This window comes from Bradyrhizobium hereditatis, from assembly GCF_020329435.1.
Lineage (GTDB): Bacteria > Pseudomonadota > Alphaproteobacteria > Rhizobiales > Xanthobacteraceae > Bradyrhizobium > Bradyrhizobium hereditatis.
This window is the reverse complement of sequence record NZ_JAGKJK010000013.1, coordinates 66,255-92,800: the sequence shown is the minus strand read 5'-3', so window position 1 is coordinate 92,800 and position 26,546 is coordinate 66,255. Positions and strand designations below refer to the sequence as shown.

The window sequence follows — 26,546 nt, the reverse complement described above, 5'->3', positions numbered from 1 at the left end:
CTAAACTCCTGTGATCGACAAGCCGTCAATGCGAAACGGCGCGCTTTGCTTCATCGATCGCCATGTTCGAGACACGGTCGACATAGGCGATGCCGATGGCCGACAGAATGAAGACCGTATGAATGATGGTCTGCCACATGACGCCGGTTTCGGTATAGACGGTCTTTCCCGATGCCAGCGAGCCGGCCTCGATGAACGTGCGCAAGAGATGGATCGAGGAGATGCCGATGATGGCCATCGCCAGCTTGATCTTGAGCACGCTGGCGTTGACGTGGCTGAGCCACTCCGGCTCGTCGGGATGGCCTTGCAGATTGAGGCGCGAGACGAACGTCTCGTACCCGCCGACGATCACCATCACGAGAAGGTTCGAGATCATGACGACGTCGATCAGGCCCAGCACCGCCAGCATGATCTGCTGCTCGCTGAAATCGAAGGCATGGGCGAACAGATGCCACAGCTCCTTCAGAAACAGCACGACGTATACGCCTTGCGCAACGATCAGACCGACGTAAAGCGGCAATTGCAGCCAGCGCGAGCCGAAGATCAGCATCGGAACCGGGCGCAATGCCTTCCCCTTTCCTTTAGGCGGCAACGGTGTTTCGGGCGTAAGGGACATCTTGGATGGCTCGCTGCAGGATTCGAATTGCGGAAGGAGGCCTATATCTACGCAATGTCACTGCGGTGTGAAGCGACAACTGGCCGCAGCGCGCGCGCTGCGGCCACCACGCAAATGCCCGATTGTCTCACCGCGTCAGCTTCTTGTACTTCACGCGGTGCGGAATGATGCTGTCCTGGCCGAGCCGGCGCATCTTGTCCTTTTCGTAATCCTGGAAGTTGCCTTCGAACCATTCGACATGGCTGTCGCCTTCGAAGGCGAGGATGTGCGTGGCGATGCGGTCGAGGAACCAGCGATCGTGGCTGATGATGACGGCGCAGCCGGCGAAATCCTCAAGTGCTTCTTCCAGCGCACGCAGCGTGTCGACGTCGAGATCGTTGGTCGGTTCGTCGAGCAGCAGCACGTTGGCGCCGGATTTGAGCATCTTGGCGAGATGCACGCGGTTGCGCTCACCGCCTGACAGCGCCCCAACCTTCTTCTGCTGGTCGGCGCCCTTGAAGTTGAAGGCCGAGCAATAGCCGCGCGAGTTCACTTCCTTCTTGCCGAGCAGGATCAATTCGTTGCCGCCGGAGATTTCCTCCCAAACGGTCTTGCTGCCGTCGAGCGCGTCGCGCGACTGGTCGACATAGCCGAGATGCACGGTTTCGCCGATGGTGATAGTGCCCTTGTCGGCCTTCTCCTGCCCGGTGATCATCCTGAACAGCGTGGTCTTGCCGGCGCCGTTGGCACCGATCACGCCGACGATGCCGCCGGGCGGCAGCTTGAAGGTGAGATCGTCGATCAAGAGACGGTCGCCATAGCCTTTGCTGAGGCCTTCGAAGTCGACCACATTGGCGCCGAGCCGCTCGGCAACGGGAATGATGATCTGTGCGCTCTGGGTCTGCTTCTCGCTCGCCTTCTTGAGCAGCTCCTCATAGCGCTGATAGCGCGCTTTCGATTTGGCCTGACGTGCCTTCGGCGAGGACGCGACCCATTCCTGCTCGCGGGCCAGCGTCTTCTGGTGCGCGGCCTCCTCGCGGCCCTCCTGCTCGAGACGCTTCTGCTTCTGCACCAACCAGGACGAGTAGTTGCCCTCATAGGGAATGCCGCGGCCGCGGTCGAGCTCGAGGATCCAGCCCGTGACATTATCGAGGAAGTAGCGGTCGTGGGTCACGATCAGGATCGCGCCCGGATATTGCCGCAGATGGCCTTCCAGCCATGACACCGACTCGGCGTCGAGATGGTTGGTTGGTTCGTCCAGCAGCAGGAGGTCCGGCTGGTCCAGCAAGAGGCGGCACAGCGCGACGCGGCGGCGCTCGCCGCCTGAAAGCTTTGTCACATCGGCATCGTCCGGCGGGCAGCGCAGCGCGTCCATCGCCTGGTCGACCTTGCTGTCGAGATCCCAGAGGCTCTGGGCCTCGATCTCGTCCTGCAGCTTGGTCATCTCCTCGGCGGTCTCGTCCGAATAGTTCATCGCCAACTCGTTGTAGCGATCGAGGATCGCCTTCTGCTTGGCGACGCCCTGCATGACATTTTCGCGGACGGTCAGCTTGGGATCGAGCTGCGGCTCCTGCTCGAGATAGCCGACGCGGGCGCCCTCGGCGACCCAGGCCTCGCCGGTATATTCCTTGTCGAGGCCGGCCATGATCCTGAGCAGGGTCGACTTGCCCGAGCCGTTGACGCCAAGCACGCCGATCTTGGCGTCCGGATAGAAGCTCAGGTGGATGTTGTCGAGCACCTTTCGGGTCGGGTAGCTCTTGGACAGACCCTGCATGAAATAGACGAACTGGCGAGCCATCGCGCTTCCTTGAAACCTGCGGATTTATGGAAATTTTGCTGCCGCTCATGTAGCGGCGTGGCTCCCAAAGGGCAACCGCGGGACGGGTGTTTTCCATCCGTTCACCACGGATGATAACGGGTTGGTCACCTTCTCGGGCGAGATCCCGACAATTGAAACTATCTTTTAATAAATCGGGCGAAAAATCGTTTTCAGCGCCGAAAAAGGCGATTCACGCGGTCTCAAAGCCGCGGCTGAAAACAATGGGCCCGCGTCATGGCTACGATCGGTTCGGCATCCCTTTCCGCCCCGGCTCACGCGCACGCCGGACTGGCAAAACCGCTGGCAGAACTCCTCGCCTTCTGGCGGAAGTTTATCGCCATGGCGTTCAACCCGTACCGCCCGGAACTGCACTACATGCGCGGCCCGGGACCGGCTTGGCGCGCCAAGCATCTCGGCCAAAAGAACTGAGCTTTTCCGGTTATTTGAGCCTGACCTGCGTTTAGTCCGCTTGCGCGCCTCCCGATTGCGCGCAACCATGGCGACCTTCTCCGACGGCACTCTACCGTCATCCTCGCCACTAACGGACCTCACCATGACGCGGCTGCGCTGTGCAATCCTCGACGACTATCTCAACGTGGCGCTTAAGGTCGCCGACTGGTCCAAAGTCACAGACCGTGTCGACATCACGGTGTTCAACCAGCCGTTTGCGACCGCAGAATCCGCTGCCAGTGCGCTGAAGGATTTCGAGATCATCTGCGCGATGCGTGAACGCACGCCCTCCCGCGGACCATGTTTGCAGCGCTGCCTAACCTGAAGCTCCTGATCACCTCGGGCCTGCGCAATGCCGCGATCGACATGGAAGCCGCCAAGGACCACCAGGTTGTGCTGTGCGGCACGCAATGGGGCCGCGACCCGACCGCGCCGCTGACCATGGGCCTGATCCTGGAACTGACGCGCAATATCGGCCGTGAGAATGCCCGCATGCATGCCGGCGAACCGTTGCAGGCCCATGTCGGCGTGGAGATCGAGGGCCGCACGCTCGGCGTCATCGGCCTCGGCAAGCTCGGCACCAAGGTGTCGAAGCTGGCGCAGGCCTTCGGCATGAACGTGATCGCCTGGAGCCAGAACCTGACGGCTGAGAAGTGCAAGGAAGTCGGCGTCATCTATGTCAGCAAGGAAGAGCTGTTCTCGACCGCCGACATCGTCACCATCCATGTGGTGCTGAGCCAGCGAACGCGCGGGCTGGTTGGCGCCGCCGACCTCGCCCGGATGAAGCCGACCGCATACCTCGTCAACACCGCGCGCGGGCCGATCGTTGACGAAGGCGCGCTATTGGAAGCGCTGACGCAGAAGAAGATCGCCGGCGCCGGCGTCGACGTGTTCTCGGTCGAGCCGCTGCCGGTCGACCATCCCTTCCGCAAGCTCGACAACATGGTGCTGACGCCGCATCTCGGCTACGTCACTGAGGACAGTTTTCGGAACCACTATCAGCAGATGGTCGAGGGCATCGACGCCTGGTTCAGAGGCGAGCCAAAGCAGCGGCTGGCTTAATTTGGTGCCGTGAGGGACGCACTAGCGGCAGGGTTCCCTCCCCCCTTGCGGGGGAGGGCTAGGGAGAGGGGTGCCGCACGACGTGCTCTCTCGATGGAGGAGTCACAACGGGCGACCGAGATCGAATTGAGAAGGCAGTCGCACATCGACTCATCTCGCCCGGGGCTTACCCCTCTCCCCAGCCCTCCCCCGCAAGGGGGGAGGGAGCCTGACCGGCGTGCTCACCTGACGTGCTTCGCCGAAAACGCTACAGCCAGGCCTAGGCCGCGTGCTGCGTGGCTGCGCCGCTGGCGACCTCCGCAAATCCCTGACGCCATGAGGGATGCGCCGGCTGCCAGCCCAGCTCCCGCCTGGCTTTGGCGTTGGAGCCTGCCCGAACCTCGGTCATCATCGAAACCAGGTGCTCACCGGCGAACAACCGGCCAAGCCAGGCTGGCACGCGAATCGGCGGCCTCGCTCCAACAACCGTGGCAAGCGCGGGCAGCCATTCGCTGACCGGCGCGGGTTCATCGTCGACAATGTTGTAGATCTCGCCGGGCTTGCCGCGTTCGATGGCCGCGACGGTCGCGGACGCCGCATCCTCGACATGGATGAACGACCATTGGCCGCCACCGCCGCCGATCAGCGGCACGCGGCGGCGGCGCACCTGATCGATCATGGCGCGGGAGAGCATGCCGGTATCAGGGCCGTAGAATGATCCATATCGCAAGACGACCCCTTCGGGGACCGCCAGGCTGGTGACGGCGTCCTCCAGATACTGAATCGCTTCCAGCGTGCGGCGCAGTTCCTCCGGCGGATCGACATCGAGCACATCGGCTTCAGTCTTGACCGGTTCGCCACTGCGACCGTAGGTCCAACCGCAGAAGCTCTGGGCGATGAAGCGCTTGACGCCGACCTCGCGTGCGGCCGCCAACAGGAAATCGGTGCCCTGCGTGCGCAATCGATTGGTGGTGGCGAACGCGCGATCGAAATGCCTGAGATCCGTGACCCCTCCGAGATCGGTCATCTCATCGATGATGATATCCGGCTTCGCTGCAAGCACTGCGGCGCGAATTGCCGGCGCGTCGAGCCCATTGGCAATCGCAGGCTCCGCGCCCATCCTTCGGATGATCTCCGCCTTTGCCGCCGTCCGTGTCGTGCCGACAACGGAATGGCCGGCGGCAATCAATTGCGGAACGAGATTGAGGCCGATGGCGCCGGTTGCGCCCGCAACAAGAATTCTCATGGCGTGATCCTCTCATTCGCCTTCGACCTGCGGCAGGTAATCGGAGCGAATGTGAAATCAAGCGGCGAATGTGGCGATGGCGGAAAACCATCAGGCGGAACCTGGATCAGGCAGCGAGACCCATGATCCAACAAAAAGGCGCGCCGTGTGGCGCGCCTTCGAAACTCATTTGAGAATTGGCTTTGAGAATTGGCCTAGCGAATCGTGACCGGCGCCGGCAGCGGCGGAACGACCGCCGGCTGCGCGCCGGACGCCGGCGATAGCTGGGCCTGTGCGGGGCCGGGAGCCGCTGCGGTAGCGGGAGCCGGACCAGCGGCTGGCGCCGGGGCAGCCGGCGCAGCGTTTGCCGTGTTGGCCGGCGGCGGGCTGCCGGGCAGCACCACCACACGGGTGCCGACCTTGGCGCGCTCGAACAGATCAGAGACGTCCTCGTTCAGCATGCCGATGCAGCCCGAGGAGACGAACTTGCCGATCGTCGACGGCTGGTTGGTGCCGTGAATGCGGTAAATGGTCGAACCCAGATACATCGCGCGAGCGCCGAGCGGATTGCCGGGCCCGCCGGCCATGAAGCGCGGCAGATAGGGCTGACGCTCGATCATCTCGGTCGGCGGATGCCAATCCGGCCACTCGGCCTTGCGGGTGATCTTCTGCACGCCGTTCCAGGTAAAACCGTCACGGCCGACCCGGACGCCGTAGCGGATCGCACGCCCGCCACCGAGCACGTAATAGAGGTGCGTGTTGGCGGTATCGACGACGATGGTGCCAGCCGGCTCCTTGGTCGCGAACGCCACTTCCTGGCGGCGCAGATGGGGCGGAAGCTGCGCGGGGCCGACTTCCGGCTGCTCCTCCAGCGGCAGCGCGGCGACTTGCACCGGCTTGCCGTCGGCACCGACGGCGGGTTGCTGCGGCAGTGCGCCGGTCGCGCCCGGCGCGGCGCCGATCGCCCCGGGCGGACGGAGACCGGCCCGGTCATCGTTCGGATAGACGATGCCGGCGCCGGGAATGCGGCTATCGCCGCGATCCGAATAGACCTGCGGCTGCGATGCGGGCGGACGGTCCGCATAGATCACCGGGGGCGGACCGGCCGGACGACCGTAACGCGGATCGTCGGGCGACAGAATCGGACCGGTGGGCGTCGCGGCGCCACGGTCCGAATAGGCCGGACCAGCGGCCGGGCGGCCATAGCGCGGATCGTCAGGAGACAGGATTGGGCCCGTCGGCGTCGGAGCGCCGCGGTCGGAGTAAACTGGTGCAGCGGCGGGACGGCCGTATCGGGGATCGCTGGGCGACAGCACAGGTCCCGGCGGCGGCAAAGCAGCCGAGCTCGGCGCGTTCGGCATCTCGTCATCTTCCAACGCATCGAAATCGGGCTCGCCGGGGCCGCGGCGATCGTCAACCGCATAGCCACCCTGGACATACGGCCCGGGGGCCGTCGAATAGACTTGGCCAGAATAGCCCTGTTGCGCATGGGCGAGCGAAGTTCCCGCCATGCAAGCGGCAATAGCGGCACAAATCGTCAGAATGCGGTTGTTCATCATCGCCTTTTGTATAGACCCCAAGCCCCACCGGACGGTTAACGGCAGATGACGGAAGATAGCGGCGCATTCAAGACAAATCCGCGAAATTGGGCCTGCGCCAGCCATTTGTGATCACCGCCGAGCTGCGGCAAAGATGCCTCAGCGCGCCGAAAAACGCGATTGGCGGGCGATGCGCGACCTCAAACCGTAGATTCTGCAACAAAAAGGACCGGCCACTGAGATACTCTCAACTCGGCCTGATTCGCGCCTGACGAATCCAGCCTTCCCCAGTGGTCACCGCGTTCCCTTGGCAATCAATAACCCTCCAGAGATCAAGGAGGGCGGAACTCGAGTCCATGCTTCCCGGCTTTCGTTTCCTCTTCACTTCAATCATTTTGTCGATGTCGGTCCTGATTTTTGGCCTTGGTGCGGCCGCCCTGCTGCGGGCCGCGCATGAGGAATTCGCCTACCTTCCCGCACGCCGGACGGCGCCCGAGCCGATGTTTGCCCGCCCGACCGACGATCAGCCGTCGACGCTGGCGCTATTGCGGATCGACACGTCGGTCGAGGAGAAGCCGGCCGAGAATCTCCCCGCTGCCCCCGTTCCGGAAGTCGCCGCGGACGCCCTTGCGCAGACCGGACAGGCGTCCGACCCTGATCCGGCCCAACCCGAGAAACTGGTTGCGCTGGAGCCGGCAGAGTCGACGCAGCCCGAAGCGGCAACGCCCGAAGTTGCGAAGGAGGCCATCGCGGAGAGCCCGGCCGCTGTTCCCGCTCCCACAGCCGAAACCCAAGCACTCGTCAGCAAACCTGAAGCAACACTCGCTTCCGTCGCGGATACGGCGACGCCGGCTGCGACCGCGCCGCCTCCACCGTCGCCGGATGTCTATTCATTCGAAGGCAATCCCGCTGCGACCCGGATCGCAACGCTCGGCGGCCCTGCCGTGATCGTTGATGAAAAGGCAGCGGCCGACGCGTCGGAGAAGACCGAAGCCAAGACGAGCGAGGTGGACCGCAGCGCCATCAAGAAGCGCGCCGCGGAACGGGCCCGCGAGCGGCGGCGGATTGCTGCAGCACGGCGCGCGCGCCTCGCGCGTGAGGCAGTGCTGACCCTGCAGCAGCAACAGCCCAATCCGTTTATCCAGACCCCGTTCGCGCAAGGCCCTATCACCCGCACGACGCGGTAAACCCGGACTATATCAGGCCGGGCCGGTCGCGACTGGCGGGCCGTCGGCGGCGCCCCACTCGGTCCAGGAGCCGTCATACAGCGCCGGGTTCTCGACCCCGAGGCGATAGAGCGCGAGCGTCAGCACGGCGGCGCTGACGCCGGAGCCGCAGCTCGTCACGATGGGCGCGTCGAGCTTTACGCCGGCGCCGAGAAACGCGGCGCGCAGCTCGTCGAGCGATTTCATCGTGCCGGTCGCAGGATCGAACAGGTTGTTGTACGGCAGGCTGAGACTGCCCGGGATATGACCGGAACGCAGGCCCGGCCGCGGCTCGGCCACCTTGCCCTGGTAGCGCTCATTGGCGCGCGCATCGATCACCTGTTCAGCGCGGGTGGAGAGGTTGGCGACCAGTTGCTGCATGCTGCGAACGCGCCGCGCATCGAACGTCGCCTTGAAGGTGGCTGGCTTCGGTGTCACCTCCCCCTTCTCGACCTTGCGGCCTTCCGCCACCCACTTCTTCAGGCCGCCATCGAGGATCCGCACCTCCTTGCCGAACGACAGGAACATCCACCACACCCGCGGCGCGGCAACCCAGCCGCCGGAATCGTAGACCACGACGGTATCGTCATTGCCGATCCCGAGCGCGCCGACGTTGCGGCCGAACTGCTCGGCCGATGGAAACATGTGCGGCAGCGGGTTGGAATGGTCGGATACCGCGTCGACGTCGAAGAACACCGCGCCGGGAATGTGGGAAGCGAGATAGTCATCCTTCGGCAGCGGCAGCACGCCGGGCATCTTGAACGTGGCGTCGATCACCCTGACGCTCGCATCGTTCAGGTGCGCGGCGAGCCATTCGGTGGAAACGAGAGGGTCGGTGGTGGCGGGCATCAGTTCAGTCTCCGGATATTTCAGATCGTCATTGCCGGGCAAAAGCACGAAGTGCGTCTTCGTGCTAAGGTGCCCCGGCAATCCATCCTTCTTCGAAGAATTCATTTTTTGGATGGACACGCGGGTCCCGGCTACGCCAAAGGCTTCGCCGAGGCTTTCGCGGGCTGGCGCGCCGAAGCTTTCGCGGAGGCGGCAAGCCCGCGTGTGACGAGTCTTCATCCCTTCTTCTTCGGCTCCCACTTCTCGATCGGGCCACCGGCGTCGCGCCAGGCAGCGAAGCCGCCGCCCATATGCGCGACCGGTTTCAAGCCCATATCCTGCGCGGTCTTGGCCGCGAGCGCCGAACGAAGTCCGCCGGCGCAGTGGAAGATGAACTTCTTGTCCTCCTGGAAGATCGGCTTGGCGTAAGGGCTTTGCGGATCGATCCAGAATTCCAGCATGCCGCGCGTGCAGGAGAATGCGCCGGGGATCTTGCCCTCGCGTTCGATCTCGCGGGGATCGCGGATATCGACGATGACGACGCCAGGGTCCTGCGCGGCCTTGATGGCGTCAGCGGCGCTGACGGTCTCGATCTCGGCGTTGGCTTCGTCGATCATGGCTTTGATGCCGCGGTGGATGGTCTGGGGCATTTGTTACCTCTTCGTGTTTATACGCGTGTCCCGGACGCGGTGCAGCACCTCTTCGGTGATGCACCGCAGAGCCGGGACCCACATCGCGGCCGATGGGCCCCGGCTCTGCAGCGCATCGCCGAGGCGCTGCGCCGCGTCCGGGGCACGAATCCCGTTACCGCACCAATTCCTTCATCGCGGCCTCCAGGCCTTCGATCGTGATCGGATACATGCGGTTCGAAAACAGCCGCCGGATGATGGTGGTGGATTCCGAATAGTCCCAGTGCTTCTGCGCCACCGGATTGAGCCACACCGTATGCGGATAGGTGCGTGTGATGCGCTCCAGCCAGACCGCGCCGGCCTCCTCGTTGACGTGCTCGACCGAGCCGCCCGGCACCATGATCTCGTAAGGCGACATCGACGCATCGCCGACGAACACCACTTTGTAGTCGTGCGGATACTTATGCAGCACGTCCCAGGTCGGCGTGCGGTCGGTGAAGCGGCGCTTGTTCTGCTTCCAGACGCCTTCATAGAGGCAGTTGTGGAAGTAGAAATACTCCATGTGCTTGAATTCGGACTTCGCAGCCGAGAATAGTTCCTCGACCTGCTCGATGTGGGAATCCATCGAACCGCCGATATCGAAGAACACCAGCACCTTCACCGCGTTGCGCCGTTCGGGGCGCATGACCACGTCGAGATAGCCGTGGTTGGCGGTCTCCCGGATCGTGGTGTCCAAATCGAGCTCGTCGGGCGCGCCGGTGCGAGCGAACTTGCGCAAGCGGCGCAGCGCGATCTTGATGTTGCGGATGCCGAGCTCGACATTGCCGTCGAGATCCTTGAACTCGCGCTTGTCCCACACCTTCACGGCGCGGTAGTTGCGGTTCTTCTCCTGCCCGATCCGAACGCCTTCCGGATTGTAGCCATGGGCGCCGAACGGCGAGGTGCCGGCGGTACCGATCCATTTGTTACCGCCCTGATGACGGCCCTTCTGTTCTTCGAGCCGCTTGCGCAGCGTCTCCATGAGCTTGTCCCAGCCCATGGCTTCGATCTGCTTCTTCTCTTCCTCAGTCAGGTATTTTTCCGCGAGCTTCTTCAGCCACTCCTCGGGGATCTCAGCCTTGTCCATGGCGTCCAAGAGGCTTTCCAGCCCCTTGAACACGGTGCCGAAGACGCGGTCGAACTTGTCGAGATTGCGCTCGTCCTTCACCAGCGCGGCGCGGGAGAGATAGTAGAAATTCTCGACGGTCTGGTCGGCGAGGTCGGCGTCGAGCGCCTCCATCAGCGTCAGATATTCGCGCAGTGTCACGGGGACCTGCGCGTCGCGCAACGATGTGAAGAATTGCAGGAACATGGAATACAGATTGCCTGCCGGGCCGCACACGTCAAGGGCCGACGCATGCCAAAGGCCAGCGCATAGCTGTCAGGCCTAGACCGGGAGGCTTTTTCAATTACAATTGAACCGTAAAGGGTTTATTCCGGCAGGGGAAATTCAATGGGAATCATTGCGGCGCTGATCATCGGCGGTATCGCGGGCTGGCTTGCCGGACTGATCGTGCGCGGCGCAGGGTTCGGGATTATCGGCAATATCGTCGTCGGCATCATCGGCGCACTGCTGGCGAGCTGGATATTGCCACAGCTCGGCGTCCATCTCGGCGGCGGCTGGGTTCGCGACATCATCAACGCCACGATCGGCGGGGTAATCATCCTGGTGATCCTGTCGCTGATCAGACGCTGAGGACAGGCGCCTCGATCTCAATCGCGACCGCCGGACCGGCGGTCGTTTACTGTTCAGGCCATCGCGGCCCGAGACGACAACAAGGCACAAGCAACAAGGCACGAACAACAAGGCAAACGGATAGATGAAATTTACCGGCACCAAGGACTATGTCGCCACCGACGACCTCAAGGTCGCCGTCAACGCGTCGATCGTGCTCGAGCGCCCGCTGCTAGTGAAGGGCGAGCCCGGCACCGGCAAGACCGTGCTGGCGGAGGAAGTTGCGAAAGCGCTCGGCGCGCCGCTTCTGACCTGGCACATCAAGTCGACCACCAAGGCGCAACAGGGCCTCTACGAATATGACGCGGTCTCGCGCCTGCGCGACAGCCAGCTCGGCGACCCCCGCGTCTCCGACATTTCCAACTACATCAAGCGCGGCAAATTGTGGGAAGCCTTCACCCACGAAAAGCGCCCGGTGCTCCTGATCGACGAAATCGACAAGGCCGACATCGAGTTTCCAAACGATCTTCTGCTCGAACTCGATCGCATGGAGTTCTTCGTCTACGAGACCGGCGAGAACATCAAGGCGAGCCTGCGCCCGATCGTGATGATCACCTCGAACAACGAGAAGGAACTGCCGGACGCGTTCCTGCGCCGCTGCTTCTTCCACTACATCAAGTTCCCCGATGCCGAGACCATGGGCCGGATCGTCGACGTGCACTTCCCCGGCATCAAGAAGCGGCTGGTGGAAGAAGCCTTACGCATCTTCTTCGAGGTGCGCGAGGTGCCGGGCCTGAAGAAGAAGCCCTCGACATCGGAGCTGCTCGACTGGCTCAAGCTGCTCCTGAATGAGGACATCACGCCGGAAATGCTCAGGGAGCGCGATCCGCGCAAGCTGATCCCGCCGCTCCACGGCGCGCTGCTCAAGAACGAACAGGACGTGCACCTGTTCGAGCGGCTGGCATTCCTCAGCCGCCGCGAAGTCTAGTCGCGATATTCTCTAAGGCGCCAGAACTTCATCGTTCTGGCGTTTCGCGTTTCAAAACGAAAACAAACAAAAAGACCAGGGAAGATGAACGTTCAAGCCCAGATCGACGAGACTTCGCCTCGCACCACAGAGCATTTCGACGTCGTGATCGCAGGCGCCGGCATTTCCGGCGTCGGCGCCGCCTATCACCTCACCACGCAATGTCCGGGAACGACCTTCGTCGCGTTGGAAGCGCAGAAGACGTTCGGCGGCACCTGGACCACGCACCGCTATCCCGGCATCCGCTCCGACAGCGACCTCCACACCTTCGGCTATCGCTTCAAGCCGTGGACGACAGCGCCGATCGCAACCGCTGCGGAAATCCTGAAATACATGGGCGAAGTGATCGAGGAGAACGATCTCGCCCCTCACATCCGCTATCAGCACACCATCACTTCGGCCTCATGGTCGAGCGAGGAGAACCTCTGGACCATCGAGGCCACGCGCACCGATACCGGTGAGCAGCTTCGCTTCACCACCAATTTCTTCTGGATGTGCCAGGGCTATTACCGCCACACCGAGGGCTATACGCCGGAGTGGAAGGACATGGCCAAGTTCAAGGGCCCCATCGTCCATCCGCAGAAATGGCCCGAAGATCTCGACTACAGGAACAAGCGCGTCATCGTGATCGGCTCGGGCGCGACCGCCGCGACGCTGATCCCGGCGATGGCGGGCGACGCCGCGCATGTCACCATGCTGCAGCGCTCCCCGACCTATTTCCGCACCGGGCGCAATGCGATCGAGATCGCCGAGGAATTGCGGAAACTGCAGGTCGACGAGACATGGATCCACGAGATCACCCGCCGCAAGATCCTGTTCGACCAGGACGCCTTCACCCGCAAGACGTTCAACGAGCCGGAAGCGGCGAAAAAGGATTTGCTGTCGGCGGTCGAAGCCTATTTGGGCAAGGACTACGACATCGCGACCCACTTCACGCCGCGATATCGGCCGTGGCGGCAGCGCATCGCCTTCATTCCTGATGGTGACCTGTTCCAGGGCATCAAATCCGGCAAGGCTTCCGTCGTCACCGACGAGATCGAAAGCTTCACCGAAAAGGGCATTTTGCTGAAATCCGGCAAGGAGCTCGAGGCCGACATCATCATCACCGCGACGGGCTTCAATCTCTGCGCCAATGGCAACATCGAATTCGAAATCGACGGCAAGCCGCTCGACTTCGCCGATACCGTCACCTATCGCGGCATGATGTTCACCGGTGTGCCGAACCTCGTCTGGGTGTTCGGCTATTTTCGCGCGAGCTGGACGCTGCGCGTCGACCTCGTCGCCGACTTCGTCTGCCGGCTGCTCAAGCACATGAAGGCGACGGGTGCGAAGCGCGTGACGCCGCAACTGCGCCCCGAAGACCACAACATGCCGCTGCTGCCGTGGATCGATCCTGAAAACTTCAATCCCGGCTACATGATGCGCGGCATGCACCTCTTGCCCAAACGCGGCGACAAGCCGGAATGGCAGCACAACCAGGATTACTGGGCGGAGAAGGACGAATTCCCCGCGATCGATCTGAAAGACAAGGCATTCGTTTACGGCTGAGGCGTGATCTCGGGTGACTGAGAGTCGTCTCAGCGCCTCAAGCGGGGCGCGCTTCGATCAGGTTAAAGCGGCCGGCTGGATTAACCTTCACCAGAGCGAAGCCGCTTTGCTCGAGCAGTTCGCGATATTGCCGCTCGGTGCGCTCGCAGCCGCCGGGCCCGCGCATCATGTTCAGGTCGCTCATCGCATGCGCCTTGTCCTCGTCTGTGGCGGTTGGCTTTTCCGGCATCAGCCGTTCGACGAGCAACAGCTTGCCGTTGCTCGGGAGCGCCTGGCGACAATTTCGCAAAATTGAGATACTGCGATCGTCGTTCCAATCGTGGATGATGCTCTTGAGAATGACCGCGTCCGCGACCGCCGGAATCGATTTGAAGAAATCGCCCGCGACAAATTCGACGCGATCGCTGACGCCGATCTGCTGGAGATGCTTTCCAGCGGCCTCGGCGCATCGCGGAAGGTCGAAAACAGTGCCGCGCAGTTTCCGGTTTTGCTGCGCGATAGCGCCGAGCAGTTCGCCGGAGCCGCCGCCGACGTCCATCAGGTGCGATATCCCGCTGAAGTCATAGGACTGAAGGACATTCGGTGTGACGAGACGGGTAAGCTCCACCATCGCCACGTTGAACTTGTCCACAATCTCCGGCGTGCGGCCCATCAGCTCGAAGCTGTCATCGACACCTTGCAGTTGCGCCGCGGTCTTGCCGGTCATGATGGATTCAAGCATTCCGCTCCAGGATTTTGAAATCAGTTCGGCCTCAAGGATTGCCCAGCCCTTGACCGAATGCTTCCCGGAGCTATCGAGGCAGGCACCCATATCCGTCAGCGCATAGCGATCTTCGCCGGTTCGCGAACAGATGCCGATGGTGGAAAGCGCGGTAAGCAGGCGTCCGAGCGACCGCTCATCCGCGCCGGTTGCCTTGGCGAGCTTACCGACCGTCTGCGGTCCGTAGCTCAATAACTCGGCGAGCCCCAGTCTGGCCGCGACATAGATCACCGCCGTAACACGTTGCGACTGGATCAAATCGAAAAGCCTGAGGGCCGATACTTGCGATGACATCGCGCCTCCTGTTGTCGTGATTGCTGATCTCTCTGCGGATTGCCAAGCGCTGCTCGGAACCTGAATTTGGCGCTGCGGCTTTAGCCCGGCCACTTCCAGTGTGAGGCGCGAGCTACTCGCTCCGACGACGCCTGCAAGCATGTCCATCGGACTGGCGCGCTTGAGCCACCATCAAGGGTGATGCCTAACCGGGATGGGCGAAATGAAATAGCTCACAAAATTCATGTATACTTCGATGGTATTTACATACTTATAAATCGCGATGGTTGGCAGCTTATCGCGTCTACTGTATACATCTTGCACCCATGACGAAGGAGTGCAGCCATGCCGTCCTCATTCCCGCTCAATGCCTGGTACGCCGCCGCCTGGGACGTCGACATCAAGCGCGCGCTGTTTCCGCGCACGATCTGCGGCAAGCATGTCGTGATGTACCGCCAGTCCAACGGACGGGTTTGCGCGCTGGAGGACGCCTGCTGGCACCGCTTGGTGCCGCTCTCGAAGGGCCGGCTCGACGGCGACACCGTCGTCTGCGGCTATCACGGCCTGAAGTTCAACGCGCAGGGCCGCTGCACCTACATGCCCTCGCAGGACACCATCAATCCGTCCGCCTGCGTACGATCCTATCCGGTGGTCGAGCGGCACCGCTTCATATGGCTGTGGATGGGTGACCCGGCGCTCGCCGATCCCGCGCTGGTCCCCGACATGCACTGGAATGACGATCCCGCCTGGGCCGGCGATGGCAAGACCATTCACGTCAAGTGCGATTACCGCCTCGTGGTCGACAACCTCATGGACCTCACCCACGAAACCTTCGTGCACGGCTCCAGCATCGGCAACGAACACGTAGCCGAAGCCCCGTTCGACGTCACCCATGGCGACAAGACCGTGACGGTGACGCGCTGGATGAAGGGCATCGATGCCCCGCCGTTCTGGTCGGCGCAGTTGCAGAAGCCCGGCCCCGTCGACCGCTGGCAGATCATCCATTTCCAGGCGCCCGGCACCGTCAATATCGACGTCGGCGTTGCGCCCGCCGGCACCGGTGCGCCGGAGGGCGACCGCTCGCAGGGCGTCAACGGGTTCGTGCTCAACACCATGACGCCGGAGACGGCGACGACCTGCCACTATTTCTGGGCCTTCGTCCGCAATTACCGGACCTCGGAGCAGCGGCTCACGACCGAGATCCGCGAAGGCGTCTCCAACATCTTCCGCGAAGACGAACTCATTTTGGAAGCGCAGCAGCGCGCGATGGATGAGAACCCGGACCGCACCTTTTACAATCTCAACATCGATGCCGGTGCGATGTGGGCGCGGCGCGTGATCGACCGCATGGTCGCGCGCGAGAGCGCGCCGCAGGCCATGCAGGCCGCGGAGTAAGAACATGAGCGAGCGCGACGCAGAACGCTCCGTGTCGCAGACCGTGCGGGCGCAGCTTGCGCTGCGCGATATGATCCTGTCGGGGCGGCTGCGCCCGGGCGAGCGCATCAGCGAATTGCAGGCGGTCGACATCACGGGCGTGTCGCGGACGCCGGTGCGGCTGGCGCTGGTGCGGCTGGAAGACGAAGGCCTCTTGCAGGCGATCCCCTCCGGCGGCTTCATGGTGAAGGCCTTCACCGAGCGCGACATTCTCGATTCGATCGAGCTGCGCGGCACGCTCGAAGGCCTTGCCGCCCGCTTCGCCGCCGAGCGCGGCGTCAATGCGCGCAGCCTCGAGCCGCTCAAGGAATGCCTTGGCGATATCGACCAGCTCGTGCGCCAGGACCCGATTTCGGTGGAAGCGTTTTCCGCCTATGTGACGATGAACGCGCGCTTCCACGCGCTGCTCAATGAACTCTCCGCCAGCGCGCCGCTGATCCGCGAAATCGACCGCGTCTCGGCGTTGCCGTTCGCCTCCCCCAGTGCCTTCGTGATGGCGCAATCCGCATTGCCCGAGGCGCACCAAATCCTGCTGATCGGGCAGGACCATCACCGCATCGTGGTCGATGCGATCGAAAATCGCGAGGGCGCGCGGGCGGAAGCCGTGATGCGCGAGCATTCGCGCCTTGCGGCGCGCAATCTGCGGCTTGCGATCCGCAACCGCACGCACCTCGAGCTGATGCCGGCGCTCGCTCTGCTCAAATCGTCGGCCGAATAGGATCGCCCATGCGTTTTGCCGAGCAATGGAGCTGGTGCACCGTCGATTCTATCCGCGACGTGACATCCACGATCCGCGAATTCCGCCTGCGTCCCGAGAACGGCCGTGTCGCGCCCTATTCACCGGGCAGCCATATTACCGTCTCCCTGCTGATCGATGGGCAGCCGGCGCGGCGCTCCTATTCGCTGGTGGAGAACAGCGATCCAACCACCTACCGGATCGCAGTGCGGCTGGCGCCAGACAGCCGCGGCGGCTCGCGCGGCATGTGGAATCTGCAAGCCGGCGCGCGGGTTGAGACAACCAACCCGACCTCGCTGCTCGACATCGACTGGAGCCGCAAAAACTATTGCCTGATTGCCGGCGGCATCGGCATCACGCCAATCGTCAGTATCGCCGCCGCGCTGCGCCGCCGGAACATCGACGCTCCCCTGCACTATGCCGCGAAGTCGCGCGGCGATGCGGCTTTCCTCGACGAGCTCACCGCGCTGCTCGGCGACCGGCTGACCGTGCACGCCTCCGATGAGGGTGCGCGTGTAGATCTTGATGCCACCTTCCACGCGCTGCCGGATGATGCGATCGCCGTCATCTGCGGCCCGATGCGGATGCTGGAGGCGGCGCGGCGCGCCTGGAACAACGCGGGCAGAGCGCCCGCCGATCTGCGCTACGAGACCTTTGGCTCCAGCGGCTTGATGCCGACGGCGGAATTCCGCGTGCGGCTAAAGGACAGCGACACCGAGCTGGTCGTGCCGCAGAACAGCTCGATGCTCGACGCGCTGAACGGCGCCGGCTTCGAGGTGATCTCCGACTGCCAGCGCGGCGAATGCGGCGTCTGCGCCGTCGATGTTGTCGCGGTCGAGGGCGCGATCGACCATCGCGACGTCTTCTTCAGCGATCAGCAGAAGCAGGAGAACCGGAAGATCTGCCCGTGCGTGTCGCGGGCGATCGGTGTTGTGACGATCGATACGTTGTACCGGGCTGAGGCAGCCTAGGCTGGTACCGGGAGTCTCTACGGTTCGAAAACTCGTAGATCTCCGGGGTCAGGCATCTGACGGGGCGCTTCCCCTGCCAAACCGTAGAGCTCGATACCGCGCAGCAAACCCGCACTTGAATAGATGAACGCTCCGCTGAGATGGTCACCTCCACCCATTAGAAAGTCACCCAGGACGTGAAGTCCGGGTGGAGGTTCGGAATGTCCCTTGATTTGGAACTTGATGCTCGCGCACCCGCACGAGCATCTCCAAGGCATCACTTCCGCAAGTTCAAGCTGATCCAAATACGGCTGGGCCTCAGCCGTCCCGTGCTCAAGCATCCATCGGACGAGATCGCGTTCGGCATCCGTGAGCGGGCGACTTTTCTCTGCCGTCATGTGGTACGAGACATCGTCAACCCATCGCGCTTTGCGGAAACCGCACCGCCTCCAACGCCGCCTTGCCGCGGATCATGTCGGAGGCCTTGTCGGCGATCATCAGCGTCGAGGCGTTGAGATTGGCTGAGATCATGCGCGGCATGATCGAGGCATCGACGACCCGCAGGCCCTGCAAGCCGTGCACGCGCAACTGGTCGTCGACAACGGCCCATTTGGCATCTGCCGGTCCCATGCGGCAGGTGCAGCCGGGATGGAATGTGGTGGTGCCGCGCTCGGTGGCGGCGGCCAAAAATTCGTCGTCGCTCTGCACCTTTGGTCCCGGGAAATCCTCATAGGCGTAATAGGGCGCGAGCGGCTTGGACGCCAGCAGCCGGCGCGCCAGCTTCATGCCGGCGACGACGACGCGGCGGTCGAGCTCTTCCACCAGATAGTTGGTCTGAATGATCGGCGGCGCGAACGGATCGGCGGAGCGGATGCGAACATAGCCGCGGCTCTCCGGGCGCTGCTGCCATGAGGCCACCGTCATGCCCGGCTCGTCCTCGAGCTGCCCCTGCACGCCTTCCTTGTAGCTCGCCGGCGTGAAGGTGAGCTGCAGATCGGAGCTTTCGGTGGTCTCGCCGGAATGCCAGAAGCAATAGACCATGGTCGGCGACAGCGAGAGCAGGCCGCGCCGCGTCGTCGCCCATTTCATCGCCTCGACCCAGAGGCTGAGGCCACGCCGGAGTTCATTGATGGTCTTGATGTTCTTGACGCGCGCGACCGAACGCGGCGCGTAGTGATCCTGCAGGCCCTCACCGACGCCCGGCAGCGCGTGACGAACTTCGATGCCGTGCGACTGCAACAAATCTGGAGAGCCGACGCCGGATAGTTGCAGCACCTGCGGCGAGTTATAGGCGCCGCCTGACAGAATGACTTCCTTGTTGGCGCGGACCTCGACGGGGGCGCCGCCCTTGCCGCCCTTGAGATAACGCACGCCGACCGCGCGCTTGCCTTCGAAGATGATGTTGGTGACATGCGCATGCGTGCGCACGTCGACATTGCCGCGCTTCCGCGCCGGATGCAGGAACGCCTTTGCGGCGCTCATGCGCAGACCGTTCTGGATGGTGCGCTGGCAGTAGGACACGCCCTCCTGGGTCGAGCCGTTATAGTCAGGATTGCGCGGAATCCCGAGGCTGACGGCGCCCTCCATGAAGGCCTCGCATAGCGGATCCTTCCAATCCATCGTGGTGACGGTGAGGCTGCCCTCGCGGCCGCGATAGGTTTCGTCGCAATCGCCGATGCGGCATTCCAGCCGCTTGAAATAGGGCAGCACGTCCGGATAGCCCCAGCCGCGATTGCCGAGCTGCGCCCAGGTGTCGAAATCCTGGCGCTGGCCGCGGTTGTAGATGTGGCCATTGATTGAGGACGATCCCCCCAGCGTCTTGCCGCGCGGCGCATAGATGCTGCGCCCGCCGGTCCATGGGCCGGGCTCCTGTTGATAGGCCCAGTTGATGCTCTTCATGTGGAATGTCTTGATGAAGCCGGCCGGCAGATGGATGTAGGGATGCCAGTCGCTGGGCCCTGCTTCGAGCACGCAGATGCGGGTCGCAGGATCTTCACCAAGCCGGTTGGCGAGCACGCTGCCTGCGGAGCCCGCACCGATAATCACATAATCGAACGTTTCCATCGTCTCGTTTCTGGCGCGGCTTTCCTTACCGCGGCTTGTCGTTGAGCTGATAGTTCAGATGCGCCTTCACGGTCGGCCATTCGCTGGCAATGATGCTGTAAACCACGGTGTCGCGCAACGTGCCGTTCGGCGCGATCTGGTGGCTTCTCAGGATACCATCCTGCTTGGCGCCCAGACGCTCGATGCCGCGCCGGCTCTGGTGATTGAAGAAATGCGTGCGGAACTCGACCGCAATGCAGTTTTGCTTCTCGAAGGCGTGCGTGAGAAGAAGCAATTTGCACTGCGTATTGAGCGCGCTGCGCTGCACGCGCTTGGCGTACCAGGTCGAGCCGATCTCGACGCGGCGGTTGGCGGCATCGACGTTCATATAAGTCGTCATGCCCGCGACCCTGCCGTCGGCGTCAAATACCGTGAACGGCAGCATCGAGCCGGCCGCGAACAGGCCGAGCCGGCGGTCGATCTCCTGCTTCATGCTTTCGGCGGTCGGAATGAAGGTGTACCAGAGCTTCCACAGCTCGCCGTCGTTCACCGCCTCGATAAGCCCGTCGATGTGATCATGCGACAGCGGCTCAAGCCGGGCGTATGTGCCTTGCAGAGTTACCGGTTCAAGAAAGGCCATTTAATTCTCCACTGCCACCGCGTCATTGCGAGGAGCGACTTGTCCGCCGTAGCTCGAAGAGCGAAGGCGGAAGCGACGAAGCAATCATCTATCCCCGTGTGGCGGCATGGATTGCTTCGCTTCGCTCGCAATGACGGGGTCTAGCATCCCCAGCGTATTATTTGTTCAAGAAGTTCAACGGAAGCCCCGGCCGTGGCCAGTCCATCGCGATCAGTTCGCCCTTGCCCGACAGCGTGATATACGCCGTCTTCAGCTCTGGCCCGCCGAAGGCGATGTTGGTGGTGACGCGGTCGCCGGTCGGCACCTGCTCGACCAGCGTGCCATCAGGCGCGATCACCGAGATGCAACCCGAGACCAGCGTCGCGACGCAGACATTGCCTGATGCCTCCACCGCCAGCGAGTCGAACATCTGATAGCCGCCGAGGCCCGCGATCGGCTTTCCGCGCTCGCCGCGATAGATCACATCGCGCGGCTTCAGCGTGCCGGGCTCGGAAAGATCATAAGCCCAGAGACGCGCGGTCGGCGTCTCCGCGATGTAGACGGTGTTCTCGTCGGGCGAGAGCCCGATCCCGTTGGCCGGCAGCACGCCGTGCACGACCTCGACGATGTCAGTCATGCCGGGCCTCAGATAGTACATCCCGCCGACATCCATCTCGCGGGCGCGCCGCTTGCCAAGCTCGGAGAACCAGAGCCCGCCATGCTCGTCGAACACCAGATCGTTCGGCCCACGCAACGCATGCTCGCCGCATTTGTCGACGACGGTCTCGACCTTGCCACTCTGCAGATCGACGCGCTGGATCGAGCCGCCCTGATAATCATCCGGCTGCGGCCCCGGCATGATCATGTTGCGGGTCGGGATCCAGGAAAAACCGCCATTGTTGCAGATGTACATCTTGCCGTCAGGGCCGAGGGCGGCGCCATTGGGGCCGCCGGGAATCTGCGCGACGACCTCTTTCCGCCCATCGGGATAAACCCGCGTCAGCCGCTTGCCGCGGATTTCGACCAGCACGACCGAGCCATCGGGCATCACCACCGGCCCTTCCGGAAACTCCAGATCGGTGGCGAGAACGCGGATATCGGCCATGAAATCCTCCCGGCTTGCTTGGCTGCAGGTGGATTCCAGTCCCGGTCCCCGCGCGCGCGCAACGTTTCTTGTCGTGCTCGTTATGGCAAAGTCGATATCGGTTGCCAAGCAACCGCGGGCGTTCGCGCTGCGCAGGGCAGCATTGCGATACGTCTCGTCCAACGCCAGCGTAGGAGGGGTAGGGCGAAGCGAAACCCATCAATCCCCTGCGCGGACACATGATGGGTATCGCTTCCGCCTTCGCTCCTTGAGCTACGGCGGACAAGTCGCTCCACCCATCCTACGACGACCTACTCCCTCACCGGAATCCAGATTTCCAGCCCGCCATTGCCGGTGGCGGGATCAAAGTTCTCGTCGTAGCGCTCGAAGTTCGGTGCGTCGGCGGCCTTCATGCCCGAAATCGGCAGCCAGTGATTCCAGATCGTGTCGACGGTACGGCGGATGGTCGAGATGTGCTCGGAATGGGTGAACACGGCGTATTTGTGTTCGGGAATCCGGACACGCGAAAACTCGCGCGGCAGGTCGGAGAAGTCGGCGACCTCGACACCGGCGATGTAGTCGAAATTGCCGGCATCATCGCCGTTGCAGCAGACGCCATAGGCGACTTTGCCGATCCGTGCGGGAATGGCGTCGACCTTTTGGTGAAACCGCTCCCACTGGTTCGGAATACCGGCGCCGGCATTTTCATGCGTACAACGCTCGCCGATGCCGGCGATGAGTAATGGCTTGGAGGTTTCGAAGCGAGGCGGCTTGAGATTTTCGAGCAGCGTTGAATCCATGGTGATGGGCTCCTGAAGCTTGAGACGATCGACGCACGTTGCGGCGCGGACCGCTTCAGGCGTCATGCCGAAATGGTCGCGGAACGCGCGGGTGAAAGCTTCGTGCGAGCTGTAGTCCGCCTCCAACGCCAGGCTCAGAATGTCGGGCGCGCCAGCCGCGAGCGCCTGCGCGGCCTTGGTCAACCGGCGGGCGCGCACGTAGCGCATGACCGAAAGTCCGGTGGCCGCGGCAAACGCCCGCACCAGATGGAAGCGCGAGACGCCGGCAACACTGGCGACGTCGTCGAGCGTCAATGGCTCGGCGAGATGGCTTTCTATGTACCAGAGCGCCTTCTGGGCTGGATTCATGACTAACGGCTTTCGTGCGAAGCAACCGCATCATGGCCCGATGTGACGTGCTTCGTTTGACAGTCCTTGCTCTCAGTTGTTGCTGCGCACCATGGCGGCCATCAAGCCATGCCAGAAACCGGCGTTTTTGTTATGATGTCCACCCGTTCCGTCGGCACCTTTTGGGGGAGCAACCATGCTGATCACCAACGTCCGGGCGCATCATATCCGTATTCCCTATGACGCGGGGGTTGCGAGCTTCAAGCAAGGCGCTTCCTCGATATCGGCGCTGGAAATCGTCATGATCGAGGTTTCCACCGATGCCGGCATCACCGGCTGGGGCGATGCCTTCGCCTATGTCTGCCCGCGGACCAGCTATGCCGCGATCGAGGAAATGATCGCGCCGCAGGCACAGGGCCAGGAGGTCCCCGACGCGGCCGGTATTCCCGCCTTCATGGAGCAGATCCAGCGCAACCTGCATCTGTTCGGCCGCTATGGCATCACGATGTTTGCAATATCGGCGCTCGATATCGCGATGTGGGATCTTGCCGCCAAGGCGAAGGGCGTGCCGTTGCATCGGCTGATCGGTGAGATCAAGCGCACGCGGATTCCAGCCTATGCGAGCCTCTTGCGGATCGGCAAACCCGAGCTCATCGCGCGCGAATGCGAGACCGCGCTGCGGCAGGGTTACAAGGCGATCAAATTGCACGAGACCACGACGCCTGCGGTTTATGCCGCGCGAGACGCGATCGGCCCTAACATTCCGCTGATGGTCGACATGAACTGTCCGCTGAACGGCGAGCAGGCGATCGCCTTCGCACATTCCTGCCGCGACGCCGCGCCGCTGTTTCTGGAAGAGCCGGTCTGGCCGCCGGAAGATTTCATAGCGCTGGCGGAAGTGCGGAGCAAAGGCGGGCTCAACGTGGCGGCCGGCGAGAATGCCTGCACGGTTCATCAGTTCAGACAAATGATGCAAGCCGGCGCGGTGAGCCATGCACAGCCCTCCGTCATCAAGGTCGGCGGCATCACGGAGTATCTGAAGGTCGTCGATCTCGCCGACGAACTCGGCGTCAGGCTTGCGCCGCATTCGCCCTATTTCGGGCCGGGCTTTCTGGCGACATTGCAATTGATGTCGCTGCGCGACGACGCGAGTTTTGTCGAGGTGTTCTCCATGAAGCGCGCCGCATGCCTGTGGCGCGGCCGCATCGACGTCGATGCCAATGGCGATGTCGAGGTGCCCGAGGGGCCCGGGATCGGCTATGAACCTGACAGGGCCGTGATGGAGCAATACCGCATATCGTGACGGCTGCTACTTCGCGCCGTCCTTTGCCGGTGCGGCGTCCTTTGCGGCAGGCGCCGCGTCCTTCGCTGTGGGCGTTGCGGCCTTCTTTGCATCCTCCGCCATCTTCGCCGACTGCAGTTCGCTGACGACCTTCTGCAAGCTGACGACCGCGGCCTTCAGCGCCTCGATCTGCCGGTTGGCGGCGTCCAACTTCTGTTGATTGTCGGTGGTGAGCTTGGTGATCGTCTTCTGCAGGAAGTCGACATTGCTCTGCAGGCAAGAGGTGCGCCGCTCCATGGTTTTTTCGACGGTGCAGATCTCGATGCCGGGAACGTCCTGCGCGTGAACGATCGCCGGCGATGAAGCCAACGACAGCACGAACGCGGCGAAGGTAATCCTGACGGTTGAAGCGATCATCAAATTCCTCGTTCCAAAGCATCGAGTTCGGGGCGGAACGCCTATCACGGCAATTTGCGCGGAGCAGGTTTCCCACCGCAGAGATACCATACTGATACCTCATTCAGGCGGTGTGCTTCATCCCCTTAACGGTGGACTGATTTAGCCGCGGGCAAACCGGCATTTGCCGGCCGCGGCAGTTGGAGATTGATTGTATGGCAACGCGTGAAAAGCGGCTGGCGCAGTTCGATGGCAGCGGGGATCCGCCGCCGAACCTGCCGCTGGAAGTACTTTGCGAGGATCACAGCGGAACCTATCAACTGCCCTTTGCCTGCCGCTGGATCGATGGTCGATGGCGCAATGACAGGACCGGTGGCATGGTCGAAGCCACGGTCGTCGGCTGGCGGTTGCCGCGCTCCGGCGCGGCCTGAGGATCGCGCAAGCACAACCAGATTTGCCTTCGCATTGTATCAGAATGCGACGGGAACACGTGCGATGTTAATGTTCGGAACGCTGACGGAACGAATCGCGCCCGAATCAGTGATCGGGTGCCGTACGCCGTTGTTCACGGCTAGATGTCGATCGCCATCCGAGCCAGCGCACTATATCAAGCATGAACACGATCGGCCGCAGCCAGCGGCCGACGACGAGCGTTAATTCCTCGGGAGACGACATGGCGTCATCTCCACGGCGTCACCGGCGGCACGTTGTCGGTCGCCGGCGGCATGTCGACGGTCTTGAAGTCGGCCGGGCTGACGATCTCGAGGTACTCCATGTCCTCGGAGTAATCGAACAGGTAATGCGTGATGCCAGGCCGCTGATGCACGACGTCGCCGGCCTGCACCAGCGTCGGCTTGTCCTCGTACATGAAGCGCGCCCAGCCCTTGGTCATGATCACGATCTGGAACTCGCAATCGTGGCGATGCCACCCCGTGCCGTTCTCGGGCGGCATGTCGGGATTGGCCTTGACCAGATGGCAGATCACCTGCCCACCGGTGGCATCCGCAATGCCGAGATCGCGATACAGGAAGAAGTCGCGCAGACCTCCGCCCTTGAACTCGGTATCGCCGGGTTTGACGTGAGAGAATTTGCTGACGACGGCCTGCTTGTTCACTGAAGCCTCCACGGTTCTTGTGCACGGGAACGCGAACCACGCGAAGTGCGTCCAAATTTTCGGCAGCCTCGCATCGTCGCGTTCACGCCTGCATGCTGCTATGCGAAATCCGCGCCAGCCGCGCTGCGTTGCGGCGATGGTGCGGCATCGATTGAAGTGAACCGTTTGGCGAAAGGCAGGAATTCGGTCTCACGCGCTTGCGAAAGACATGCAAGGAAACGGCGCATGCCGGGCACGACTGATGCCGGCTTGAGCAAAGCGTGACATTGCCTAAGCCTTAGCGGCGGGCACAGCCGCGCAGGCGTGCCTAATATTCGACCTCGAGCTCTTCGATGTCGGTGGGCTCGGCCTTGGCAGCCTCGATCCATTCCTGCATCTCGGGCATCGCCATGATGGTAGCGGCGTAGGCCGCAAGGGCAGGTTCAAGTTTCACGTCATAAGTCATGAAGCGGGTGACGACGGGCGCGTACATTGCGTCCGCCATGGTGCGCGTGCCGAACAGGAACGGGCCGTCCGATTCCTTCAGGCAATCGCGCCAGATGGTGCAGACCCGGTCGATATCGGCCTGCGCGCGCGACCAGATCTTGAAGCCCGGGAAATGGCCCTTCAGGTTCACCGGCAGCGAGGCGCGCAGCGTGGTGAAGCCGGAATGGATTTCGCCGCAGATCGAGCGGCAATGCGCGCGCCGGATGCGATCTGCCGGCAACAGCCCTGCCTCCGGCCTGATCTCGTTGAGATATTCCGCAATCGCCAGCGTGTCCCAGATGGTGGCGCCGTCGTGGCGCAGGCACGGCACCAGGATCGACGAGGACAAAAGCAGGATTTCAGCCCTTGCCGAGGCATCATCAGGGGCGGTGATGACCTCCTCGAATTCGAGGCCAGAGAATTTTGCCAGCAGCCAGCCGCGCAGCGACCAGGACGAATAATTCTTGCTGCTGATGGTCAGTGTGGTCTTCGCCATATGGCCTTTCCTCAAACGCAGATGTCCCCTGCCCTGGCCTGCGCAGCCGACCGCGCCGCCGCTTAAGCTCCTGGGCGCCGGGCCATTCCGGGCCACTCTACACAGCAAGCGACGTGCCAGTTTAGGAGGCAGGTAGCCCCGCTCTGGC

25 protein-coding genes and 1 pseudogene are annotated in these 26,546 nt (G+C 62.8%); 11 read left to right on the top strand and 15 right to left on the bottom strand.

From position 1 onward, the window contains the following. Window positions 1–25: 25 nt before the first annotated feature. Together J6524_RS27325 and ettA are read right to left on the bottom strand one after the other, a co-directional pair. On the bottom strand, window positions 26–616 hold the full coding sequence (locus J6524_RS27325) for a TIGR00645 family protein (protein WP_225676360.1): 591 nt from the start codon (window positions 614–616) through the stop codon (window positions 26–28). Between the two features lie 127 nt (window positions 617–743). Further along, window positions 744–2,393, bottom strand: a complete 1,650-nt coding sequence (gene ettA, locus J6524_RS27320; RefSeq protein WP_225676358.1) for an energy-dependent translational throttle protein EttA — start codon at window positions 2,391–2,393, stop codon at window positions 744–746. Window positions 2,394–2,648: 255 nt separating this feature from the next. Here ettA and J6524_RS27315 point away from each other — a divergent pair, with 255 nt between their 5' ends. Continuing rightward, on the top strand, window positions 2,649–2,843 hold the full coding sequence (locus tag J6524_RS27315; protein ID WP_225676356.1) for a hypothetical protein: 195 nt from the start codon (window positions 2,649–2,651) through the stop codon (window positions 2,841–2,843). A 124-nt stretch (window positions 2,844–2,967) separates the two neighbouring features. Then, a pseudogene (locus J6524_RS27310) lies at window positions 2,968–3,926 on the top strand (D-2-hydroxyacid dehydrogenase family protein). Window positions 3,927–4,185: 259 nt separating this feature from the next. On the opposite strand, the gene J6524_RS27305 reads toward J6524_RS27310, so the two are convergent. Continuing rightward, on the bottom strand, window positions 4,186–5,151 hold the full coding sequence (locus J6524_RS27305; protein WP_225676354.1) for an NAD-dependent epimerase/dehydratase family protein: 966 nt from the start codon (window positions 5,149–5,151) through the stop codon (window positions 4,186–4,188). Window positions 5,152–5,345: 194 nt separating this feature from the next. Next, on the bottom strand, window positions 5,346–6,689 hold the full coding sequence (locus tag J6524_RS27300; RefSeq protein WP_225676352.1) for a L,D-transpeptidase: 1,344 nt from the start codon (window positions 6,687–6,689) through the stop codon (window positions 5,346–5,348). A gap of 380 nt (window positions 6,690–7,069) precedes the next feature. On the opposite strand from J6524_RS27300, the gene J6524_RS27295 reads away from it, so the two are divergent. Further along, a complete protein-coding gene (locus tag J6524_RS27295) occupies window positions 7,070–7,855 on the top strand; it encodes a dihydrolipoyllysine-residue succinyltransferase component of 2-oxoglutarate dehydrogenase complex (protein WP_225676350.1) in 786 nt (261 codons plus the stop codon). Between the two features lie 12 nt (window positions 7,856–7,867). On the opposite strand, the gene sseA is transcribed toward J6524_RS27295, so the two are convergent. From sseA to J6524_RS27280, 3 genes are all read right to left on the bottom strand, one after another. Further along, window positions 7,868–8,722, bottom strand: coding sequence for a 3-mercaptopyruvate sulfurtransferase (sseA, locus tag J6524_RS27290; RefSeq protein WP_225676621.1), 855 nt, complete (start codon window positions 8,720–8,722; stop codon window positions 7,868–7,870). A gap of 215 nt (window positions 8,723–8,937) precedes the next feature. Continuing rightward, window positions 8,938–9,351 (bottom strand): rhodanese-like domain-containing protein, encoded by a 414-nt coding sequence (locus J6524_RS27285; protein WP_225676348.1) that lies wholly within the window; start codon window positions 9,349–9,351, stop codon window positions 8,938–8,940. A gap of 154 nt (window positions 9,352–9,505) precedes the next feature. Further along, window positions 9,506–10,681 carry a vWA domain-containing protein gene (locus J6524_RS27280; protein ID WP_225676346.1) on the bottom strand — a complete coding sequence of 392 codons (1,176 nt, stop codon included), beginning with the start codon at window positions 10,679–10,681 and terminating at the stop codon, window positions 9,506–9,508. A 141-nt stretch (window positions 10,682–10,822) separates the two neighbouring features. Here J6524_RS27280 and J6524_RS27275 point away from each other — a divergent pair, with 141 nt between their 5' ends. The 3 genes from J6524_RS27275 to J6524_RS27265 all read left to right on the top strand — a co-directional run bounded on the left by J6524_RS27275 (window position 10,823) and on the right by J6524_RS27265 (window position 13,619). Further along, window positions 10,823–11,065, top strand: a complete 243-nt coding sequence (locus J6524_RS27275) for a GlsB/YeaQ/YmgE family stress response membrane protein (protein WP_225676343.1) — start codon at window positions 10,823–10,825, stop codon at window positions 11,063–11,065. 124 nt (window positions 11,066–11,189) lie between these two features. Further along, window positions 11,190–12,032 carry an AAA family ATPase gene (locus J6524_RS27270; protein ID WP_225676341.1) on the top strand — a complete coding sequence of 281 codons (843 nt, stop codon included), beginning with the start codon at window positions 11,190–11,192 and terminating at the stop codon, window positions 12,030–12,032. Window positions 12,033–12,116: 84 nt separating this feature from the next. Then, window positions 12,117–13,619: a flavin-containing monooxygenase gene (locus J6524_RS27265; RefSeq protein WP_225676339.1), complete on the top strand. Its 1,503-nt coding sequence runs from the start codon at window positions 12,117–12,119 to the stop codon at window positions 13,617–13,619. A 37-nt stretch (window positions 13,620–13,656) separates the two neighbouring features. Here J6524_RS27265 and J6524_RS27260 read toward each other — a convergent pair whose 3' ends face one another. Then, window positions 13,657–14,673, bottom strand: coding sequence for a methyltransferase (locus J6524_RS27260; RefSeq protein WP_225676337.1), 1,017 nt, complete (start codon window positions 14,671–14,673; stop codon window positions 13,657–13,659). A gap of 324 nt (window positions 14,674–14,997) precedes the next feature. Between J6524_RS27260 and J6524_RS27255 the strand changes: the two genes are divergently transcribed. Genes J6524_RS27255 through J6524_RS27245 form a run of 3 tightly spaced genes read left to right on the top strand, consistent with a single transcriptional unit; the run spans window position 14,998 to window position 17,793 of the window. Then, a complete protein-coding gene (locus tag J6524_RS27255; RefSeq protein WP_225676335.1) occupies window positions 14,998–16,047 on the top strand; it encodes an aromatic ring-hydroxylating dioxygenase subunit alpha in 1,050 nt (349 codons plus the stop codon). 4 nt (window positions 16,048–16,051) lie between these two features. Next, the gene (locus J6524_RS27250; protein ID WP_225676333.1) at window positions 16,052–16,804 is read left to right on the top strand and encodes a GntR family transcriptional regulator; all 753 of its coding nucleotides are present in this window, start codon (window positions 16,052–16,054) and stop codon (window positions 16,802–16,804) included. A gap of 8 nt (window positions 16,805–16,812) precedes the next feature. Next, window positions 16,813–17,793: a PDR/VanB family oxidoreductase gene (locus tag J6524_RS27245; RefSeq protein ID WP_225676331.1), complete on the top strand. Its 981-nt coding sequence runs from the start codon at window positions 16,813–16,815 to the stop codon at window positions 17,791–17,793. 393 nt (window positions 17,794–18,186) lie between these two features. On the opposite strand, the gene J6524_RS27240 is transcribed toward J6524_RS27245, so the two are convergent. The 4 genes from J6524_RS27240 to J6524_RS27225 form a co-directional block, all read right to left on the bottom strand. Next, window positions 18,187–19,836 carry a GMC family oxidoreductase gene (locus J6524_RS27240; RefSeq protein WP_225676329.1) on the bottom strand — a complete coding sequence of 550 codons (1,650 nt, stop codon included), beginning with the start codon at window positions 19,834–19,836 and terminating at the stop codon, window positions 18,187–18,189. Between the two features lie 25 nt (window positions 19,837–19,861). Beyond that, window positions 19,862–20,455, bottom strand: coding sequence for a GNAT family N-acetyltransferase (locus J6524_RS27235; RefSeq protein ID WP_225676327.1), 594 nt, complete (start codon window positions 20,453–20,455; stop codon window positions 19,862–19,864). Window positions 20,456–20,612: 157 nt separating this feature from the next. Continuing rightward, window positions 20,613–21,539 carry an SMP-30/gluconolactonase/LRE family protein gene (locus J6524_RS27230; protein WP_225676325.1) on the bottom strand — a complete coding sequence of 309 codons (927 nt, stop codon included), beginning with the start codon at window positions 21,537–21,539 and terminating at the stop codon, window positions 20,613–20,615. A gap of 290 nt (window positions 21,540–21,829) precedes the next feature. After that, window positions 21,830–22,666 carry an AraC family transcriptional regulator gene (locus J6524_RS27225; RefSeq protein WP_225676323.1) on the bottom strand — a complete coding sequence of 279 codons (837 nt, stop codon included), beginning with the start codon at window positions 22,664–22,666 and terminating at the stop codon, window positions 21,830–21,832. Between the two features lie 175 nt (window positions 22,667–22,841). Here J6524_RS27225 and J6524_RS27220 point away from each other — a divergent pair, with 175 nt between their 5' ends. Then, the gene (locus tag J6524_RS27220; RefSeq protein ID WP_225676321.1) at window positions 22,842–23,948 is read left to right on the top strand and encodes a mandelate racemase/muconate lactonizing enzyme family protein; all 1,107 of its coding nucleotides are present in this window, start codon (window positions 22,842–22,844) and stop codon (window positions 23,946–23,948) included. A 6-nt stretch (window positions 23,949–23,954) separates the two neighbouring features. Here J6524_RS27220 and J6524_RS27215 read toward each other — a convergent pair whose 3' ends face one another. Continuing rightward, window positions 23,955–24,344, bottom strand: coding sequence for a hypothetical protein (locus J6524_RS27215; protein WP_225676319.1), 390 nt, complete (start codon window positions 24,342–24,344; stop codon window positions 23,955–23,957). Between the two features lie 194 nt (window positions 24,345–24,538). On the opposite strand from J6524_RS27215, the gene J6524_RS27210 reads away from it, so the two are divergent. Beyond that, window positions 24,539–24,754, top strand: a complete 216-nt coding sequence (locus J6524_RS27210; RefSeq protein ID WP_225676317.1) for a hypothetical protein — start codon at window positions 24,539–24,541, stop codon at window positions 24,752–24,754. 248 nt (window positions 24,755–25,002) lie between these two features. Here the strand turns inward: J6524_RS27210 and J6524_RS27205 are convergent, their stop codons facing one another. Further along, complete coding sequence (locus tag J6524_RS27205) at window positions 25,003–25,437, bottom strand: cupin domain-containing protein (protein ID WP_225676314.1); 435 nt, start codon at window positions 25,435–25,437, stop codon at window positions 25,003–25,005. Between the two features lie 307 nt (window positions 25,438–25,744). Then, window positions 25,745–26,398, bottom strand: a complete 654-nt coding sequence (locus J6524_RS27200) for a glutathione S-transferase family protein (RefSeq protein ID WP_225676312.1) — start codon at window positions 26,396–26,398, stop codon at window positions 25,745–25,747. Between the last annotated feature and the right edge of the window lie 148 nt (window positions 26,399–26,546).